We start from the raw sequence: 18,517 nt of genomic DNA on the forward strand, positions 1-18,517 counted from the left end.
CAATTGTTCAGTTTTTTTAACTGTCGACTGTGACACTTCAGTCAGGTGCCGGACTGTTTCGGGTTACAGGGGATTTGAATTTTTTTGTATGGTTGATATATTTGATGTTAACGAAAATAGTCCATAATGAATATTGAATCTGAAATATTTTTATGCGGCTGTTTATTATTTTTTATGATTTATAAATTATGATTTTTGATATCACAATACGTTTTATTTTTGAATTAAGATGAAATCTGATATTTATATAATTAAAACCACATGATTTATTATTGCTTGTTTCTATATGCCATGAGCCTGCCTGTTAAAATATCAGTATACTCACTGGGGGATAAATCTTATGTGATACGGTATCTTCGTGAAGGTACTTTTCGGTTTGCCGGAGAAAATCTGGCTTGAAAAAATACTTTGATTTAAGTCAAATTTCATTAAGTTTTTTAATTATCAGTAAGGGAGAGTTCTACACTTACAATGAGTCAGGAAATGATAGACAGGAGGGTAAAATGAGCTTAATCCCACGTGACTCATGGTCTGATTTCCATCGTTTTTTCGACCATGCATTTCCATCAATACGATCTGTGTCTGGTGCCGGGGTTTTCTCACCCAAAGTCGATGTTCTTGAGAAAGATACGGCGTTTGAAATCATTGCTGATTTGCCGGGTGTTGAAAAGAAAAATATTTCGGTGACATGTCATGACAATACGCTGACCATTGAAGCTTCAACGATCAGGAGTGAAGAAGCGACGGATGAGAACAAAATCATTCATAAGGAGCGCTTTGAAGGAAAAATTATGCGTAGCTTTAATCTGAGTGAAAATATCGACCCGAAAGATATTTATGCTGAGTTTGAAGATGGCGTACTGGTTGTGGTGGTGCCTAAGCTGGAATCTACCAGGTCCGGCGAAGCACATCATGTAGAAATCAGCTAGTGCTGGTACTGTCCGGTGTGATGTTACTTTGTGATTTACGGCCATATTTTTTTAAGGTCAACAGACCCTGGTGAAATTGAAAAGCGGTGATGTGCATACACCGCTTTTTTATTGTTATTTATCCTGGGACCACTTTTGCTAAAGCAGTCAGTAAGCCCTAATCATCAATATGCATTATACCCAAGCAACCTGCATCTTCAGGTTGTTTGGGTATATATGAGTGCTTTCATGTATTCTTATGGTGCATTTCTAATGGCACTTTACGTGGTTTGATGTGTGGATAAAGTATGACAAACAACGAGCCCCAGAATTTTTTCAGGGGAAACAATGGTTTTTCTTCACCCTGACAAATGTTGGCCGATAACAATAAGCTGGCTGATTTCTTGCTTCATATCCGGTGAGTTTATAAATTTGAATCAGATAAAAATCTGACAACGTCATGTTTGGCTTAACCCAAAGAGCTTCTCTCAACCGGAGAAGCTCTTTTTGTGGATAGAAAACCCCCAGCTAGGCTGGGGGTTCCGTAAAGCTTACAGCTATAAGTCAGTTATAAAACCCCTTTCAATTTGTTAGAAATATCTTGTGGTCTGGCAACTACAAGAGTTAAACAAAAATTGAAAGGGGGTCCCAATGGGGGACGAAAAAAGCTTAGCGCACACTCGATGGAATTGTAAATATCACATAGTATTCGCCCCGAAATATAGAAGGCAGGTGTTCTATGGTGAAAAACGCAGAGCAGTTGGTGAAATACTGCGAAAATTATGTGAATGGAAAAATGTGAACATTGTTGAGGCAGAATGCTGTGTAGATCATGTCCACATGCTTTTGGAAATACCACCAAAGATGAGCGTTTCAGGATTTATGGGGTATCTAAAAGGAAAAAGTAGCTTGATGTTATATGAGCAATTTGGAGATTTGAAGTTCAAATATCGTAATCGTGAATTTTGGTGTCGAGGTTATTATGTGGATACGGTAGGTAAAAATACCGGCAAGATCCAAAATTACATCCAACACCAGTTAGAACAGGATAAATTGGGAGAGCAGCTGTCGATCCCATATTCAGGTAGCCCGTTTACGGGCCGTAAGTAATAGTAATATGCAAATGTCAGATCACTATGCGCCTGCTAGGGCGCTGCTGGTAGGAGAGCCTTATAGGCGCATATGAAAAACCTCCGGCTATGCCGGAGGATTCTTTTTTTAGTCTGTATTCCCCGGATCTGGACGTAAGGTTCCAGGAATGGCGTTATACATCAGAACTGAATCAATCAGTGATTTGGCGGCATGGTGTGCAAAGCGCATGAAGAAGGGAAAATGATGATTGATCAGCTGCTTTTCTACAAACCGGTTTTTACTGAGCATAAAACGGATCAGATAATTGATCTTTAAAGTATAGAGGGGCGTGTTTCCGTTGTAGCTGAATCCCTGCACGAAAGCATGAAATAAGATCGAAATTTCGTTATGTGTATGTTCTTTGCTGCGATCAAAAATTTCCAGAAACTTGAATTCATCTGCAGGCCGGATCTGAAACTGATAAAAACAATTTTTCTGGATGTTGTCGCTCAGTGAAAAAGAGGTATCTAATATCTCATAACCCGAATATGTCATTTCTTTTAGCATCTTACAGACCTTTACTGAATAAAAGTGGTGATACCCGCGGTATTTTTCCGGATAACCTGTTTTGGGATGATTTGGTTATATCAGGTGGTCACGGTTTGCTGGTGAAAACCATGCAAGCATATCGACAAAAAATGCCCGGACTATCTGAATCCGGGACTATTTTATGCGTTTTCAGGGATGAACATCGCCTGAATATCGTGAGATGAACTGAAAGCTCATATGAAAAATTATGTTGGCAAAGGATGTCATTCCTGAGCTTGTTTGCTTTTCAGTCTGCCTGCGGCGTTGTGCGATCAGAAACACAGGTTTTGCTGCTATGGCAGAAAACAGTCTGGCTGTTGTAATGCCGTCTCCACTGCGTGAATCAGCTGAGATAAGTCTTCAGGTGGCGTGATATAAGGCGGCATCATATAGATGAGTTTGCCAAACGGCCGAATCCAGACGCCGTGCCGGACGAACAGGGACTGAATTGTTTCCATGTTCACCGGACGAACGGTTTCAATCACGCCAATGGCACCAAGCCAGCGAACTTCCTTCACCATATCGTATTGAGTCAGTGCCGGCAGGGTCCGGGAAAAGACAGATTCGATATTTTTAACCTGTTCAGCCCAGTGACCCTGCTGAATCAGACGCATGCTTGCCGATGCAACGGCACAGGCGAGCGGGTTCCCCATAAAGGTCGGACCGTGCATAAAACACTGCGCTTCACCTTCGCAGACCGTCCGGGCAATGTGCTGTGTGGTTAAGGTGGCAGACAGTGTCATGTATCCGCCGGTCAGGGCTTTCCCCACGCACAGAATGTCCGGTTCAATATCTGCGTGTTCACAGGCAAACAGTTTGCCGGTTCTGCCAAACCCGGTGGCAATTTCATCCAGAATCAGCAGAATACCGAATTTATCGCATAGCTGGCGGACTTCATACAGAAATTGCGGGTGGTAAATCCGCATACCACCAGCGCCCTGAACGATCGGTTCGAGAATCACGGCGGCAATTGTTGCATGGTGTTGTGCTAACTGAGCGCGGAAGTCACTGAGATCATCCGGATTCCATTCATCCCGGAAGCCGGTTTGCGGCGAACGGGCAAAGAAGTGCTCCGGCAGAAATCCTTTGTATATTTTGTGCATGGAATTGTCCGGATCAGTGACGGACATCGCAGCGAATGTGTCACCGTGATAGCCGTGACTCAGTGTCAGAAAATGCGGGCGTGTCTCACCCCGGCTGTGCCAGTATTGCATGGCCATTTTCAGCGCCACTTCAACAGCGACTGAGCCTGAATCAGCCAGAAAAACATGCTGCAGCGAAGGTGGTGTTAAATCGACGAGCTGTTTACACAGAGAAATTGCAGGCTGATGGGTGAGGCCACCGAACATCACATGGGACATTTGTCCCAGCTGGGTTTCTGCTGCGGTATTGAGTTCCGGGTGATTATATCCGTGAATGGCTGACCACCAGGAAGACATGCCATCAATCAGCTCTTCTCCGCTCTCAAGACAAATCTTATTTTCATAAGCTTTGGTTACGGGATAACAGGTCAGCGGGTTTACGGTAGAAGTATATGGATGCCAAATATGATTTCGGTCAAATTCTAAATCGATACTGTTCACTTTTTGTTCTCTTGTAAACTTTTGATTGTTCTTGTTGTTGACAGTCTAACGTTTCTCTTTAGACTATCCAAGCAAAGTCTTATCAGAATAAAAAAGGATTACACGTGGAAGTTCGTCATAACTGGACGGTGGCTGAAGTGAATGCATTACTCGATAAGCCATTCATGGATTTGTTGTTTGAAGCTCAGCAGGTTCACCGTCAGCATCAAACTCATAATTATGTTCAGGTCAGTACTTTACTTTCAATTAAGACCGGCGCATGTCCGGAAGATTGTAAATATTGTCCTCAGAGCGCGCATTACCGAACTGATGTAGAAAAAGAACGGTTAATGGAAGTCGAGCAGGTGCTTGACGCTGCAAAGAAAGCGAAGTCATCCGGTTCGACCCGTTTTTGTATGGGCGCGGCCTGGAAGAACCCGAAAGCACGGGATATGCCTTACCTGAAACAAATGATTTCCGGTGTCAAAGACATGGGACTGGAAACCTGTATGACTCTGGGAATGTTAACCCCTGAACAGGCAAATGAATTAGCGAATGCAGGGCTGGATTATTATAACCATAACCTGGATACGTCACCTGAATTTTACGGCAATATCATTACGACACGGACTTATCAGGACCGTCTGGATACTTTGTCACATGTCCGGGATGCCGGAATGAAAATCTGCTCCGGCGGGATTATCGGCATGGGTGAAAGTGTGAATGACCGTGCGGGTTTGCTGGTCGAGCTGGCGAATTTACCGGTTCAGCCGGAAAGTGTGCCGATTAATATGCTGGTGAAGGTAAAGGGTACACCGCTGGAAGAAGTTGATGATGTTGAACCGTTTGACTTCATCCGTCTGATCGCAGTTGCCCGGATTATGATGCCACAGTCCGCTGTTCGTCTTTCTGCCGGCAGGGAGCAGATGAATGAACAGATGCAGACATTGTGTTTTATGGCCGGAGCAAATTCCATTTTCTATGGCTGCAAACTGCTGACGACGCCAAATCCGGCAGAAGATGCCGATATGTTGTTATTCCGTAAGCTGGGAATTAACAGCCAGCAGGTGGTGCAGAAGCCTGATGAAATTCAGGAAAATGAATTGATGGAACGTGTCGTTGAGCGGGTTGCCGCGCGTCCTTCTGAAGATGATCTGTTCTATGAAGCCAGTCTTTAACTGTCTGCGTGAATGATGACAATATTTGAACAACGCATAGCTCAGGCTCTGAGTGAGCGAAAAGCCAATGGTCTGGACCGGACGATGGTTTCGTTCGAACGAAAGCAGGGTGACATGCTGGCGCTCAATGGCCGGCAATATCTGAACTTTTCTTCGAATGATTATTTAGGACTGGCGACGGATCCTGAGTTAGCAGCTGCCTGGCAGGATGGTCTGTCCCGCTATGGCTGCGGTAGTGCTGCGTCACCGCTGGTGACCGGATTTCAAAAGCCGCACCGGTCGCTGGAAGCCAGGTTGTGTGAGTGGCTTGGTTATGAGCGGGCTATTCTGTTCTCATCCGGATTCAGTGCCAATCAGGCCGTTCTGTTTTCACTGTTGAATAAGGATGATGTGTTATTGCAGGACCGGCTGAATCATGCATCGCTGATGGAAGCGGGCGCTTTATGCCCGGCCAGAATGAAGCGTTTCCGGCATAATGATATGACACATCTTCAGCAGCTGATAACGCCGGATGATGCCTGCTTTGTGGTAACCGAAGGTGTCTTCAGTATGGATGGTGATCATGCACCTTTGAAAGCTATCCGGGAACTGACGACAAACCGGGCCCTGATGATGGTTGATGATGCGCATGGTATTGGTGTCGTGGGGGCTGACGGTTCAGGTAGCTGTGCTGCCGGTCAGGTGAAAGCCGATCTGCTGCTGGTCACTTTTGGGAAAGCATTTGGGTTATCTGGTGCCGCTTTGTTATGTGACAAAACTACCGGTGATTATCTCACTCAGTTTGCCCGTCATCATGTTTATTCTACGGCGATACCGCCGTCTCAGGCACATGCTCTCTGTCATGCGGTTCATATGATTCAGACGCAGCAATGGCGCCGGGATAAGTTACAGTATTTACAGCAGTGCTACGATGAAGCTTTTTCGCCTTTTGCCGGATATGTCCGGACGCCGACGCCGATTAAGCCGCTGATCCTCGGTGAGACAGCGTGTTTGCAAACCTCAGCTGCCGTGCTGAGAGAGAAAGGCTTCTGGCCGGGGGCGATTCGTCCGCCGACGGTACCTGAAGGGACGGCAAGACTGAGAATTACATTAACCGTGAATCATACAGAGATTCAAATTCATCAGCTGGCATCGGCACTGAATGAATCAATTGAGGCTTCCTGTGAGAGATAATATTCAGCATTTTTTCCCGGAGCAAGCTGCTTCAGAGCGTAAGCAGGCCATTGCTCATGCATTCAGCCGGGCTGCCCGGCATTATGATCAACATGCTGCATTTCAGCGTGATACAGGCAATATTTTACTGGCCGGATTACCGGCTGATCTGCAGGGTTATGTGGTTCTGGACGTGGGATGCGGCACTGGTTACTTCTCTGAACAGCTAAAAGCACGTGGTGCGGAAGTGATCTGTATTGACTTATCATCGTCGATGCTGGATGTAGCCCGGCAGCGATGTGGTGACCAGAAGATGCATTATCATCTGTGTGATGCGGAAGCTTTGTGTTTACCTGATAACAGCGTTGATTTTGTGTTCTCTAATTTAGCGTTGCAGTGGTGTAAATCTTTATCCGTGCCTTTAAAAGAGATCAAAAGAGTGCTTAAACCAGGCGGGCAGGGTGTTTTTTCTACGTTGACTCAAGGGTCTCTGGATGAGTTGAGACAAGCCTGGCAGGTTGTTGATTCCGGCCAGCACGTCAACCGGTTTATCTCTCAGAATCAAGTAAAAATTGCGTTAGCGCAAGCTGAATGTGATCGATATCAGATAGACTTACGCTCAATCAGACTTTGGTATGATTCTGCGTTAGCACTGATGAAAGATTTGAAAGGCATCGGGGCTACGCATGTGGATGAGAGAGGCACTGGTGGTGTGAGTCGCCGGGTGTTAACGGAACTTGAATCCGCATATCAAACGTTTTCGAATCAAGAAGGTCTTCTTCCTGCTACTTATCAGGTTTGTTTTGGAGCTATTCATCGATGATAGATGCATTATTTATCGCGGGTACAGATACGGATGTCGGTAAAACGGTCGCATCAAAAGCGATTTTACAGGCTATGGCGGCCAGGGATATAAAAACGATTGGGTTTAAACCCATTTCTGCGGGCTGTGAGAAAACTGAGCATGGTTTTCGTAATTCCGATGCGTTGCATCTGATGAAGGTAGCGACCTGCGAAACTGATTATTCTGATGTTAATCCGTACGCACTTGAGCTGCCGACATCGCCTCATATTGCAGCGAATTACGAAAACGTCACAATAGATTTTAATGTGTTGAGTGACAAATTATCTCAACATAAAGAGCAGGCTGATTTTGTATTGGTTGAGGGGGCAGGTGGCTGGCGTGTGCCTGTGTCGGACCATGATTATCTCTCCAGCTGGGTGAAGCAGGAAAACCTGCCGGTTATTCTGGTTGTTGGTATTACGCTGGGATGTTTGAACCATGCGATTCTGACGGCTGAAAGTATCCGGGCTGACGGCTTGAATCTGGCAGGCTGGGTTGCAAACCGGATTAATCCGGGCACCGTGCATTACGCAGAGATTATTGCAAAGCTGGAGAATACTCTGGACGCACCTAAACTGGGTGAAATTCCGTATGTTCCCAGTGCTAAGCGTAAAGAGCTCGGGCGTTATATTAATATTGAACCATTGCTTTCACGGTAATCTGATCTTCTGTATCAATGAAAATGAAGGGGCTGAAATTCAGCCCCTTTTTTTAGTCCCGATAGATATAGCAGAAATGCCAGGTGTTTCTTTTTGTCATTTCCTGAATCAGAAATCTTTTACGTCAACAGTGACGAAGCCTGATAGGGAATGTGTGTTTGCATTGTGCCTGGTTGTTTTTCCGGATTTGATGGTTGAGTTAATCCCAACTGTTGTTTCGCTTCCTCTTCGGAAAGTCCCAGATGACAACGCAACAAGTCGATAGCCATTTGATAATTGTTAGATTCCATGTGTATATATCCTTATGTATTCTGTTTTATGCAAAACATCTGCTCAGTAAAGTTAGACGCTTTTTCTCTACTATACAATGGACATACGACTAAAGTTGAATAGCCTTTTCCCATTGTAATCACACATCTGCATGACCGCCAGACTCCCTTTATTCACTAAATCTTAGACCATCATTCAGCCGGTGACCGCATCCGGTTGTCATGAAATGTTGCAATTTGTTTCTTCACCTTGTTTTTTTTATGAATGACTATATGAATAAGAGAGTTAAGATAAATAAAAAATGATTATCATCGTTTCTGTTTAGGAGAAAGGTTATGAAACGAATTCTGTTATTTCTGGCAACGAACCTTGCCGTTATTCTGGTGCTGAGTGTTGTTCTGAACATTGTCTATGCTGTGACCGGTATCCGTCCCGGCAGTTTGTCAGGCTTGTTGGTGCTTGCCGCAGTATTTGGTTTTGGCGGATCATTTATCTCTTTGCTGCTGTCGAAAAAGATTGCATTAAGATCTGTCGGTGGTGTTGTGATTGAGAACCCGAGAAATGAGACCGAACACTGGCTGATCGAAACCGTTCGCCGTCAGGCCGGGCAGGTGAATGTGGGGATGCCAACCGTTGCGATTTATGATTCAGCTGATATCAATGCGTTTGCGACAGGCGCAAAGCGCGATGACTCCCTTGTCGCTGTATCTACCGGGCTTTTGCATAATATGACAAGAGATGAAGCTGAAGCGGTGCTTGCGCATGAGATCAGTCATATTGCAAATGGGGATATGGTGACCATGACGTTATTACAGGGGGTTGTGAACACCTTTGTGATTTTCCTTGCCCGTGTGGTTGCAGGCCTGGTAGCTTCGCGTGATTCTGATGAAGGAGAGAGCCAGAACCCGATGGTTTACTTTATGGTTTCTATAGTGCTGGAGATTGTCTTCGGGATTCTGGCCAGCCTGATTACAATGTGGTACAGCCGTCACCGTGAGTTTCATGCCGATGCCGGGGCCGCCAAACTGGTCGGTAAAGGGAAGATGATTGCAGCACTGGAGCGTTTGAAAATGAGCCATGAGCCGCAGCTGGAAGGCTCGATGATGGCTTTTGGTATCAATGGTAAACGCTCTCTGACTGAGTTGATGATGAGTCATCCGCCACTGGATAAACGAATTCAGGCGCTGCGTCAGTTGTGATACTGCTTTTATTTTTTGATTGTTGTGTATCAGATGTCAGGTATGAAAAAGGCTTCCGGTGTGGAAGCCTTTTTATTTTGTCTCAATAAGTTTTGTCTTAAGCTCAAACAGCTTATAGCTTGTCTGTCAGCTCAATTGCCTGACCGATATAGCTGGCTGGCGTCATTTGTTTCAGACGGGTCTTTTCTGCTTCAGGAATTGCAAGATTGTCGATAAATTCACGCATAGCAACACCATCAACCCGTTTGCCGCGGGTCAGCTCTTTCAGCTTTTCATATGGTTTTTCAATGCCGTAACGACGCATCACGGTTTGTACCGGTTCAGCCAGTACTTCCCAGTTCTTATCCAGTTCAGCCAGTAATGCATCTTTGTTGACTTCAAGCTTGCTGATACCTTTTAGCGTGGAAGTATAAGCAATGACTGCGTAGCCTACACCCACACCCAGATTGCGCAGTACAGTTGAGTCTGTCAGATCGCGTTGCCAGCGTGAAACCGGCAGCTTTTGCGACAGGTGAGTAAAGATAGCATTGGCAAGGCCAAGGTTCCCTTCGGAATTTTCAAAGTCGATCGGGTTGACTTTATGTGGCATGGTTGAAGAGCCAATTTCTCCTGCAATGGTTTTTTGCTTGAAATGACCCAGAGCAATATAGCCCCAGATATCGCGGTCAAAGTCCAGCAGAATGGTATTAAAGCGGGAAATTGCGTCAAATAATTCAGCAATATAATCGTGTGGCTCAATCTGAGTTGTATACGGATTCCAGTTGACGCCAAGCGATTCAGTGATGAAAGACTGACTGAACTGGTGCCAGTCAATTTCCGGATAAGCTGACAGGTGGGCGTTATAGTTACCGACAGCTCCGTTAATTTTCGCCAGAATTTCAACCTGAGCAATCTGCTGATACTGACGTTCCATCCGATATGCCACATTCGCCATTTCTTTACCCATTGTACTCGGGGAAGCTGGCTGACCATGTGTCCGTGAAAGTAATGGGATGTCGCGGTATTCAGCTGCTAATGCACGAATTGCATCAATAATCCGGCGAATTTCCGGAAGAATGACGGTGTCGCGTGCTTCTTTCAGCATCAAAGCATGAGAGGTATTGTTGATATCTTCAGAAGTACAGGCAAAGTGAATGAATTCATTCACAGTGTTCAATTCAGGATGTGATGCAACTTTCTCTTTCAGGAAATACTCAACCGCTTTGACATCATGATTGGTTGTGCTTTCGATTTCCTTAATTCGGGCCGCATCGGATTCATTAAAGTTTGCCGCGATATGATTCAAAATATCATGGGCTTCCTGACTGAAGGCAGGGACTTCCTGGATACCGGATGTTTCAGATAGCTTCTGTAACCAGCGGATTTCAACGATAGTACGGTACTTAAGGAGTCCGTACTCACTAAAGATATTGCGTAACGCAATCGTTTTACTTCCATAGCGGCCATCTACCGGTGAAACAGCAGTCAGTGCTGACAGTTCCATTTTATTTCTCCTGAATTGAGTTTATACCTGAGTGAATTAAGTTCGCCTGATTATAGTATGTCAGATACGGGCTAAAAGGATGTTCGCCTGTTCAACCATTTTTTTCCGGCCAATGATTAAGTGACGACGTTTTCCGCCAACCTGGCGCCATAGTACCGTGCTGCGGATACCGGAAAGGAGCAGGGCACGGACTTTATGCTGGTTAGCTGTTTGCTGTAACACGGATGGGGTTCCGGTTACCTGAATTCTGGGTCCGATAGGACTGATGACATCCAGATAAATACTGGCAATGTTGCTGATCATTTGATCATCGAACAAGTCATAATGTGCCGTCTGGCGTTCGAGCATGTCAAGGCGGTCACCGAGTTGAGACATAGCATCGCGCCGGGCATTTAATTTTCTTTCCAGAGCCATCAGGCCGATAACATAGCGTGTGATTTCATTTCCTGCCGGGCTGCTGTCCAGCCCGCCGACCAGGCATTTTAAACCTGTTTTCAGATTGGATTCATTGCCGAAAACGTCAAGGGTACTTGACGGGTTCATATTTAAAATGGCACGAATTGAAGTTTCAAAGGCGTGTTCGTCACAGTGACCGTTTTTCGCAACCTGTTGCACCAGATAAGCGGCCTGGCATAAACCTGCAAATGCGACAGTCCGGTCATAAATTGTGTTCGCCACGTAAAACTCCTCAGTGATTATTTTTTGAATGGAATTCTTGATTCGATGATACCACCACCAAGACACACATCTCCATCATAAAAAACAGCAGATTGGCCTGGTGTGACTGCAACTTGTGGATCCTCAAAAATAACTTTGATGCGATGTGTGTCTGCTCCGGCTGCACCTTCACCGGCGGGAATGATAGTACAGGGAATATCTTCCTGACGATAGCGCGTTTTTACAGTGCATTGTCTGGGTTCACCAACCTGAAGACGATCAACCCAGTGTAATTGTGTGGCGATCAAGCCTTCAGATTTCAGCAAAGGATGCCCGGCTCCCTGGACTGCAATCAAAACATTTCGTTTTAAATCTTTTTCAGCAACATACCATGGCTCTTCATGACCGCCACCGCCTTTTTGTCCGCCAATATGTAAGCCTTTTCTCTGCCCAAGCGTATGATACATCAGACCCTGATGCTCACCGATTACTTTCCCTTCCGGTGTCTCAATTTTTCCGGGTTGAGCTGGCAGATAGCGGGACAGAAATTCAGTGAACTTACGTTCACCAATAAAACAGATGCCTGTCGAATCCTTCTTCTTCGCTGTGATTAAGCCCTGTTCTTCAGCAATTTTACGGACTTCCGGCTTTTCCAGTTCTCCGACCGGGAATAGACTGCGCTTTATCTGCTGATGGCTTAAGGTATACAAAAAGTAGCTTTGGTCTTTATTGCTGTCGCGTCCGCGAAGCATCTGTGGTTTCGTGTCACTGTCTCCGGGAAAAGTCCGGCGAACATAATGCCCCATCGCAATATAGTCGGCATCGAGAACTTCATCAGCGAACTCAAGAAATGCTTTAAATTTAATTTCTTTGTTACAAAGTATGTCAGGGTTTGGTGTTCTGCCTGCTTTATATTCACTTAAAAAGTGTTCGAATACATTATCCCAGTACTCTGCAGCAAAATTGATGGTATGCAAATGAATCCCAAGCTTATCACAGACCGCTTGCGCATCTGCTAAGTCTTCAGCAGCAGTACAGTATTCTTCGCCATCATCTTCTTCCCAGTTTTTCATGAACAGGCCTTCAACCTGATAACCCTGTTGCTGAAGAAGGTAAGCAGAAACAGAAGAATCTACACCACCTGACATGCCTACAATGACTTTTTTCTGTGTGTTTGCTTTTGGATTTTCTGACATGAGATCGATACCACCTACATAAAGAAGCGAGCAATTCTATCAGAAAGATTTAACCGGTGACAGATCCGGGAAATAAATCTTGAGTAACCGTTTTTTGCGGGCTGTACGCTGAATCCTGCATCTTCAGGTTGCTTGGGTATAAATAAATAATATTCAGAAATCGTCTATAATTTAATGTCAGTATCATGAATTGAATCGATGGAAAAATGTATAAAATTGTAACGATAGCGTACATTTTTAAGACAAAGGTGACAAAGCTTGTTCAAGCGTCTTTTATTTACCACGAAATTAATGTCGGTCTCATTCAATAAAAGTTTGCTTAAATGTGATGGGCGTTGTTATTGAATCAAAGTTATATAATTGCATTAAATAGATACTTGTTTCATATGCTATCATGAAGAGTTTATCCTGATTCAATTATATTTGGATATTTTTTGTCATCAGGAATATATGAATTGATTGCTGACAATAACGCAGAGCGTTAGAATTGCTCCTCCACAATAATTTACGCACTTTCGTTTTATATATGAAATTTCCCGGTCAACGCAAATCCAAACACTATTTCCCAGTCGATAATCGTGATCCACTTATTTCTCAGGCTTTGAATACAAAAAAAAATCCACGGCCTCACGTTATTGGTATTGATCAAATACTCGTTGATATTGAAGCAAAAATTGATGAGGACCTGGTTCATCGCCATCACTTAAGTATTGGCCATTCATTGGTCATTGATGATGAGTCAGCAGAAAATCTGTATGCCGAATTAGTCAGCCGACAATTGATTACCAATGAATTTGCCGGTGGCACTGTAGGAAATACATTGCATAATTATTCTGTTTTAGCTGATGATCGTTCAACCTTATTAGGGGTCATGTGCAACAATATAGAGATAGGAAGTTATGGCTACCGGTATTTATGTAATACATCGAGCCGGGTCGATTTAAATTATTTACAGGGTGTCAATGGGCCAATTGGCCGCTGTTTTACATTAATTAACGAAGCCGGAGAGCGAACCTTTGCAATTAGTGAAGGGTATATGAATCAGCTGATGCCGGTCAGTATTCCTGAACCGATATTTAAAAATGCGTCAGCTTTAGTGCTTTCTGCATATTTAATCCGGTGTAAGCCGGGCGACCCAATGCCTGATGCAACAATCAAAGCGATTGAATATGCGAAGAAGCACGAAGTCCCGGTTGTATTAACATTGGGAACCAAACAAATTCTCGAAAGTGATCCCGTTTTCTGGCAGGAGTTTTTAAAGCAACACATTACAGTTGTGGCAATGAATGAAGAAGAAGGACTTGCGCTGACCGGAGAAGAAAACCCTTTGGTTGCTGCGGATAAAGCACTTGAATGGGTTGATTTAGTGCTGTGTACTGCTGGTCCGCTTGGCTTATTTATGGCCGGGTATACTGAAGATAAAGCCAAAAGGGTCACTACATTACCTTTATTGCCCGGTGAAATTGCTGAATTTAATCGTTATGAATTTAGCCGGCCGATGAAAAAGAATCAATGTGAAGAGCCGGTAAAAGTTTATTCACATATCGCACCTTATATGGGTGGCCCGGAAGTGATTAAAAATACGAATGGTGCCGGAGATGCTGCATTATCAGCTTTATTGCATGATATGGCTGCGAATAAATACCATAAAAATAACGTTCCCAATTCCAGCAAACATCAGCTGGACTTCATTACATATTCTTCTTTTTCTCAGGTTTGTAAATATGCAAACCGGGTGAGCTATGAAGTATTAGCACAAAATTCACCCAGGTTATCCAGAGGACTACCGGAAAAAGAAGATAGCCTGGAAGAGGCTTATTGGGAAAGATGACAGGAAAAAGGGATTAAAAAAAGGCTCCGCAAAGGAGCCTTTTTTATTATCAGACAAAAAACTAGATTGAGAAGTCTTCAAGTGACTTGCCTTCATCCAGTGCTTTTTGAATAACTGAAGGCGTACGACCCTGACCAGTCCAGGTCTTTTCGTTACCTGTTTCATCAATATATTTATATTTTGCAGGACGAGGTGCACGCTTACTTTTTGTTTTCCCTTCAGAAGACAAAGCAGATATTAAAGCGCTGACATCGATGCCGTCTTTCGCTATTTGCTCCGCAATTGCTGCCAGCTTTTCTTCCTGAGCTGCTTTTTCAGCTTGCTCCTGTTCTTCAATTTCTCTTCGCTCTTCAACAACAGAAGCAAATTTTTCCAGAGCTTCTTCTAGTTGTGGAAGTGTTAAATCACGTGCATACGCACGCAAACTACGAATATTTAGTAAAGTTTTTGTGATTTCTGACATTACTAATTCCTATCGACTAAATTTTAAAATACACAATATGTACAGTAATAATAAACCCTGATATTTATTCTTACAATAATTGTTGTTCAATTCTATGTAAAAATTTTATACGTAAATAAATGTAAATTTTATTTCTGTTAATAATAAAAGAACTTTACGTATATGTTTTATATGAATCTAATTTGTTAATTTGTATTGTAGCGCATAATAGATGATATGCTGCAAGTTAATTAGTATAACCTTTCAGGTTAAATAAAGATATATCCGGTTATAGACAAATCGATTGCAAATGCTAACTATACTTGTACAATGGCCGCCTTATAATTCGGTCATTAACAGATGCTGTCGAGTTCAGTGTATTTGATGGTTGTTTGTTCTAGCCCGTTGTAGAGGCGCGATTAAAATGAGTAAACACATTTAGGGTGATTCCTTCGAGGTGTGTTGAAAGGTTTTTTCGCCGAAGTGGATGTGTATATCAAAACACATTTGCTGGGGTTGTTTCCTAATAGGAACAGCACTGCCATAGTCAGTTTAATTGTACAACTATGGAGCGCTACTGTAGGTCTGGGTGAATCGATGTTTCACTTAGTTCATTTGAAATTACGACATAAAGTAATTTAATTTCAATGCAGTAGATCTCTTACCATATATATAATTGGTTAAAGATCATGATATTAACAGATTTCTCTTCCTCACCATTGTCACTTTTACCACCTGTTGTGGCTTTGGGTCTCGCAATTTTTACTCACCGCGTTTTGTTGTCTTTAGGCATCGGCATTATATTAGGTGCATTATTGCTTTCTGATTATTCAGCATTCAGCTCAATATCTTATGTGTTTGATAAAGTTTCCGGCCTTGTTGTTGAAGATGGCGGAATAAACTCATGGAATATGAGTATTATTGCCTTTCTTGTCTTACTCGGAATGATGACGGCTATGTTGTCACTTTCCGGAGGAACCCGGGCTTTTGCTATCTGGGCACAGGATCGGGTGAAGGGTAAAAAAGGTTCACAATTTCTTGCTGCTTTTCTGGGTGTATTTATTTTTGTTGATGACTATTTTAACAGCCTTGCTGTTGGTTCGATTGCCCGTCCTGTGACCGATCGGGCTGGGGTATCACGGGCGAAGCTGGCCTATATTCTGGATTCAACTGCTGCGCCTATGTGTATCATCATGCCCGCTTCAAGCTGGGGTGCTTATATCATGACGATTATCAGCGGCATTTTAATTTCCCACGGCATGACCGAATACACGCCATTAGGGGCATACATGCAGCTGGTGCCGATGAATTTCTACGCCATTTTTGCCTTGTTAATGGTTTTTGTCATGATTTGGCTGCAACTGGATATTGGTCCGATGAAGCGGCATGAAAAGGGAAATAGTTATTCAGCAGAATCTGATGAACAAATGACAGATTTGAAAGATGAGCTGGATATTCCTGAAAGTGACAAAGGGAAAGTCAGTGATTTAATTGTGCCTATTCTGGCACTGATTGCTGCAACGATATTTGCCATGATGTGGACCGGATGGCAATCACTTGCTGCGGATAACCACGCATTTACTGTCCTGGGCGCATTTGAAAATACTGATGTCGGTATGTCTCTTGTGTATGGCGGGAGTTTTGGATTACTGGTGTCGCTTATTCGGGTGATGACAAAAGTGATTGCGTGGGCCGATATTTACAAGACATTATGGATCGGTGCCAAATCGATGTTTGGTGCCATATTAGTCTTATTTTTTGCATGGACAATTGGCGCAATTATTAAAGACATGAAAACCGGCGCTTATTTATCCTCACTGGTTCAAGGGAATATTCCGGTCACTTTATTACCCGTGATTCTGTTTGTTTTGTCTGGGTGTATGGCATTTGCGACCGGAACCTCATGGGGAACATTCGGTATTATGTTACCTATCGCGGGTGATATTGCCGGGGCATCGGATATTTCATTAATGCTGCCGATGTTGGGCGCGGTTCTGGCTGGTTCAGTTTTTGGTGATCATTGTTCACCTATTTCAGATACCACGATTTTATCGTCGACTGGTGCACGCTGCCGTCATATTGATCATGTCTCAACTCAGCTGCCTTATGCTTTATTAGTCGCAGGTGTATCTCTGGTCGGTTATGTTGTTTTAGGGATGACGGATTCATTGAGTTTATCTTTCCTGGCAACCAGCCTGGTTTTTGCTGCGATATGTTTCACTTTATATATGCGTAAAAAGCCAGCTGCGTGATGTTTATGTCGTGCAGATAAAATAGCCGGAAATAAAACAAATTAAGGCTTGAAAAATATTTCTGGCTTGTATAATGTGAACGCAGTTCTTCAGATAAACTGAAATGAAAAGAGATAAAACCTGTATGCGCAATTTAGGAATGAACATTCACCATCATCATCACCCTTGAAGGTCTTTCGGGGCGGTGGCGCATACCCGGGAGACAGGATTCTCCCGGTGGTTGAGCAAGATTAGAAACCCTCGGGATAGCTCCCGGGGGTTTTTTTATTCTATACACGAAAATTAATGCTTAACTAAAAAGAATGACTGAAAAGGAATCACAACAATGCAATCACAACAACGCTTGCGAATCGCTATCCAGAAAAAAGGCCGCCTCAGTAAAGAGTGTATGAACCTGCTGAAAAAGTGTGGGGTCAAATTCACTATTATGGGAGAGCGTCTTGTTGTTCACTCTCTGAATATGCCCATTGATTTATTGCTTGTCCGTGATGATGATATTCCGGGCCTGATTATGGATGGTGTGGTTGATTTAGGCTTTATCGGCGAAAATGAACTGGAAGAAGTTCGTCTTGAGCGCAAAGCCCGTCAGGAACCGAATGAGTTTGTTTCGCTGCGCCGGCTGGACTTTGGCGGATGTCGTCTTTCTGTTGCGATCGATAAAGATGCAACCTACAGCGGTCCACAGGATTTGAGCGGAATGCGTATTGCAACCACTTATCCTCACCTGTTGAAAGCGTATATGGACCGACAGGAAATCCCTTTTTCAACCTGTATGCTGACCGGTTCAGTTGAAGTCGCACCACGGGCCGGGCTGGCTGATGCGATTGCAGACCTGGTTTCAACCGGTGCAACTCTTGAAGCCAATGGCCTGAAAGAAGTGGAAGTGATTTTTGAATCCAAAGCGACACTGATTCAGCGTGCGGGTGAATTTGACTCTGAAAAAACGGCATTAATTGAAAAGCTGCTGACCCGGATGCATGGTGTGCAACAGGCGAAAGAGTCGAAATATATTATGCTGCATGCACCGGTTAGTCAGCTTGCTGACATCAAAGCATTGCTGCCTGGTGCCGAAGATCCAACGGTTTTACCGCTTTCTGCAGATCAGTCCAGGGTGGCGATTCATCTGGTGAGTTCAGAAAACCTCTTCTGGGAAACGATGGAACAGCTCAAAGCACTGGGTGCAAGTTCAATTCTGGTCCTTCCAATTGAAAAAATGATGGAGTAA

Annotated in this window: 17 protein-coding genes, 1 riboswitch and 1 other annotated feature; of the genes, 10 read left to right on the plus strand and 7 right to left on the minus strand. The window is 43.8% G+C overall.

Annotation, left to right across the window (positions count from 1 at the left end):
- Window positions 1-503 precede the first annotated feature (503 nt).
- Both OC443_RS08425 and tnpA read left to right on the plus strand, forming a co-directional pair.
- A complete protein-coding gene (locus tag OC443_RS08425; RefSeq protein ID WP_073583329.1) occupies window positions 504-929 on the plus strand; it encodes an Hsp20/alpha crystallin family protein in 426 nt (141 codons plus the stop codon).
- 630 nt (window positions 930-1,559) lie between these two features.
- Window positions 1,560-2,018: an IS200/IS605 family transposase gene (tnpA, locus tag OC443_RS08430; RefSeq protein ID WP_262021637.1), complete on the plus strand. Its 459-nt coding sequence runs from the start codon at window positions 1,560-1,562 to the stop codon at window positions 2,016-2,018.
- Between the two features lie 108 nt (window positions 2,019-2,126).
- Here the strand turns inward: tnpA and OC443_RS08435 are convergent, their stop codons facing one another.
- Window positions 2,127-2,546 carry a hypothetical protein gene (locus tag OC443_RS08435; RefSeq protein ID WP_143169429.1) on the minus strand — a complete coding sequence of 140 codons (420 nt, stop codon included), beginning with the start codon at window positions 2,544-2,546 and terminating at the stop codon, window positions 2,127-2,129.
- Window positions 2,547-2,860: 314 nt separating this feature from the next.
- Complete coding sequence (gene bioA, locus OC443_RS08440; protein WP_073585992.1) at window positions 2,861-4,141, minus strand: adenosylmethionine--8-amino-7-oxononanoate transaminase; 1,281 nt, start codon at window positions 4,139-4,141, stop codon at window positions 2,861-2,863.
- Window positions 4,142-4,254: 113 nt separating this feature from the next.
- Between bioA and bioB the strand changes: the two genes are divergently transcribed.
- From bioB to bioD, 4 genes are read left to right on the plus strand one after another with little or no spacing between them, the layout of a single operon-like run.
- On the plus strand, window positions 4,255-5,307 hold the full coding sequence (gene bioB / locus OC443_RS08445) for a biotin synthase BioB (RefSeq protein WP_073585987.1): 1,053 nt from the start codon (window positions 4,255-4,257) through the stop codon (window positions 5,305-5,307).
- Between the two features lie 15 nt (window positions 5,308-5,322).
- A complete protein-coding gene (locus OC443_RS08450) occupies window positions 5,323-6,480 on the plus strand; it encodes an 8-amino-7-oxononanoate synthase (protein WP_200796979.1) in 1,158 nt (385 codons plus the stop codon).
- A complete protein-coding gene (gene bioC / locus OC443_RS08455; RefSeq protein WP_234976458.1) occupies window positions 6,470-7,282 on the plus strand; it encodes a malonyl-ACP O-methyltransferase BioC in 813 nt (270 codons plus the stop codon). The genes OC443_RS08450 and bioC overlap by 11 nt, the downstream gene beginning before the upstream one ends.
- Window positions 7,279-7,962, plus strand: coding sequence for a dethiobiotin synthase (gene bioD, locus OC443_RS08460; protein WP_143169428.1), 684 nt, complete (start codon window positions 7,279-7,281; stop codon window positions 7,960-7,962). The genes bioC and bioD overlap by 4 nt, the downstream gene beginning before the upstream one ends.
- Window positions 7,963-8,081: 119 nt before the next feature.
- Here the strand turns inward: bioD and OC443_RS08465 are convergent, their stop codons facing one another.
- Window positions 8,082-8,252 carry a hypothetical protein gene (locus OC443_RS08465; protein WP_200796978.1) on the minus strand — a complete coding sequence of 57 codons (171 nt, stop codon included), beginning with the start codon at window positions 8,250-8,252 and terminating at the stop codon, window positions 8,082-8,084.
- 315 nt (window positions 8,253-8,567) lie between these two features.
- On the opposite strand from OC443_RS08465, the gene htpX reads away from it, so the two are divergent.
- Entirely contained in the window at window positions 8,568-9,431 is an 864-nt protein-coding gene (htpX, locus tag OC443_RS08470; protein WP_073585984.1) for a protease HtpX, read from the plus strand.
- Between the two features lie 112 nt (window positions 9,432-9,543).
- Here the strand turns inward: htpX and purB are convergent, their stop codons facing one another.
- From purB to mnmA, 3 genes are read right to left on the minus strand one after another with little or no spacing between them, the layout of a single operon-like run.
- Entirely contained in the window at window positions 9,544-10,914 is a 1,371-nt protein-coding gene (gene purB / locus OC443_RS08475; RefSeq protein WP_073585983.1) for an adenylosuccinate lyase, read from the minus strand.
- A 60-nt stretch (window positions 10,915-10,974) separates the two neighbouring features.
- Window positions 10,975-11,592, minus strand: coding sequence for a high frequency lysogenization protein HflD (gene hflD, locus OC443_RS08480; protein WP_073585982.1), 618 nt, complete (start codon window positions 11,590-11,592; stop codon window positions 10,975-10,977).
- A gap of 17 nt (window positions 11,593-11,609) precedes the next feature.
- Window positions 11,610-12,767 (minus strand): tRNA 2-thiouridine(34) synthase MnmA, encoded by a 1,158-nt coding sequence (gene mnmA, locus OC443_RS08485; RefSeq protein ID WP_073585981.1) that lies wholly within the window; start codon window positions 12,765-12,767, stop codon window positions 11,610-11,612.
- 526 nt (window positions 12,768-13,293) lie between these two features.
- Here mnmA and OC443_RS08490 point away from each other — a divergent pair.
- Window positions 13,294-14,598: an inosine/guanosine kinase gene (locus tag OC443_RS08490; protein ID WP_073585980.1), complete on the plus strand. Its 1,305-nt coding sequence runs from the start codon at window positions 13,294-13,296 to the stop codon at window positions 14,596-14,598.
- A gap of 61 nt (window positions 14,599-14,659) precedes the next feature.
- On the opposite strand, the gene OC443_RS08495 is transcribed toward OC443_RS08490, so the two are convergent.
- The gene (locus tag OC443_RS08495; RefSeq protein ID WP_073585979.1) at window positions 14,660-15,061 is read right to left on the minus strand and encodes an H-NS histone family protein; all 402 of its coding nucleotides are present in this window, start codon (window positions 15,059-15,061) and stop codon (window positions 14,660-14,662) included.
- A gap of 379 nt (window positions 15,062-15,440) precedes the next feature.
- Window positions 15,441-15,625, plus strand: a riboswitch (Lysine riboswitch).
- A 104-nt stretch (window positions 15,626-15,729) separates the two neighbouring features.
- On the opposite strand from OC443_RS08495, the gene OC443_RS08500 reads away from it, so the two are divergent.
- Window positions 15,730-17,292: a Na+/H+ antiporter NhaC family protein gene (locus OC443_RS08500; RefSeq protein ID WP_073585978.1), complete on the plus strand. Its 1,563-nt coding sequence runs from the start codon at window positions 15,730-15,732 to the stop codon at window positions 17,290-17,292.
- A 147-nt stretch (window positions 17,293-17,439) separates the two neighbouring features.
- Window positions 17,440-17,560 (plus strand) — a sequence feature (His leader region).
- Window positions 17,561-17,617: 57 nt separating this feature from the next.
- Window positions 17,618-18,517: an ATP phosphoribosyltransferase gene (hisG, locus tag OC443_RS08505; protein ID WP_073585977.1), complete on the plus strand. Its 900-nt coding sequence runs from the start codon at window positions 17,618-17,620 to the stop codon at window positions 18,515-18,517.

The organism is Vibrio quintilis, from assembly GCF_024529975.1.
GTDB lineage: Bacteria > Pseudomonadota > Gammaproteobacteria > Enterobacterales > Vibrionaceae > Vibrio > Vibrio quintilis.

Bases quoted from the DNA above. Each gene is read 5' to 3' on its own strand.
- OC443_RS08500 (WP_073585978.1), top strand. From the start codon at position 15,730: ATGATATTAACAGATTTCTCTTCCTCACCATTGTCACTTTTACCACCT.
- OC443_RS08450 (WP_200796979.1), top strand. From the start codon at position 5,323: ATGACAATATTTGAACAACGCATAGCTCAGGCTCTGAGTGAGCGAAAA.
- htpX (WP_073585984.1), top strand. From the start codon at position 8,568: ATGAAACGAATTCTGTTATTTCTGGCAACGAACCTTGCCGTTATTCTG.
- bioD (WP_143169428.1), top strand. From the start codon at position 7,279: ATGATAGATGCATTATTTATCGCGGGTACAGATACGGATGTCGGTAAA.
- OC443_RS08435 (WP_143169429.1), bottom strand. From the start codon at position 2,546: ATGCTAAAAGAAATGACATATTCGGGTTATGAGATATTAGATACCTCT.
- mnmA (WP_073585981.1), bottom strand. From the start codon at position 12,767: ATGTCAGAAAATCCAAAAGCAAACACACAGAAAAAAGTCATTGTAGGC.
- purB (WP_073585983.1), bottom strand. From the start codon at position 10,914: ATGGAACTGTCAGCACTGACTGCTGTTTCACCGGTAGATGGCCGCTAT.
- OC443_RS08425 (WP_073583329.1), top strand. From the start codon at position 504: ATGAGCTTAATCCCACGTGACTCATGGTCTGATTTCCATCGTTTTTTC.
- OC443_RS08465 (WP_200796978.1), bottom strand. From the start codon at position 8,252: ATGGAATCTAACAATTATCAAATGGCTATCGACTTGTTGCGTTGTCAT.
- tnpA (WP_262021637.1), top strand. From the start codon at position 1,560: ATGGGGGACGAAAAAAGCTTAGCGCACACTCGATGGAATTGTAAATAT.
- OC443_RS08495 (WP_073585979.1), bottom strand. From the start codon at position 15,061: ATGTCAGAAATCACAAAAACTTTACTAAATATTCGTAGTTTGCGTGCG.
- OC443_RS08490 (WP_073585980.1), top strand. From the start codon at position 13,294: ATGAAATTTCCCGGTCAACGCAAATCCAAACACTATTTCCCAGTCGAT.
- hisG (WP_073585977.1), top strand. From the start codon at position 17,618: ATGCAATCACAACAACGCTTGCGAATCGCTATCCAGAAAAAAGGCCGC.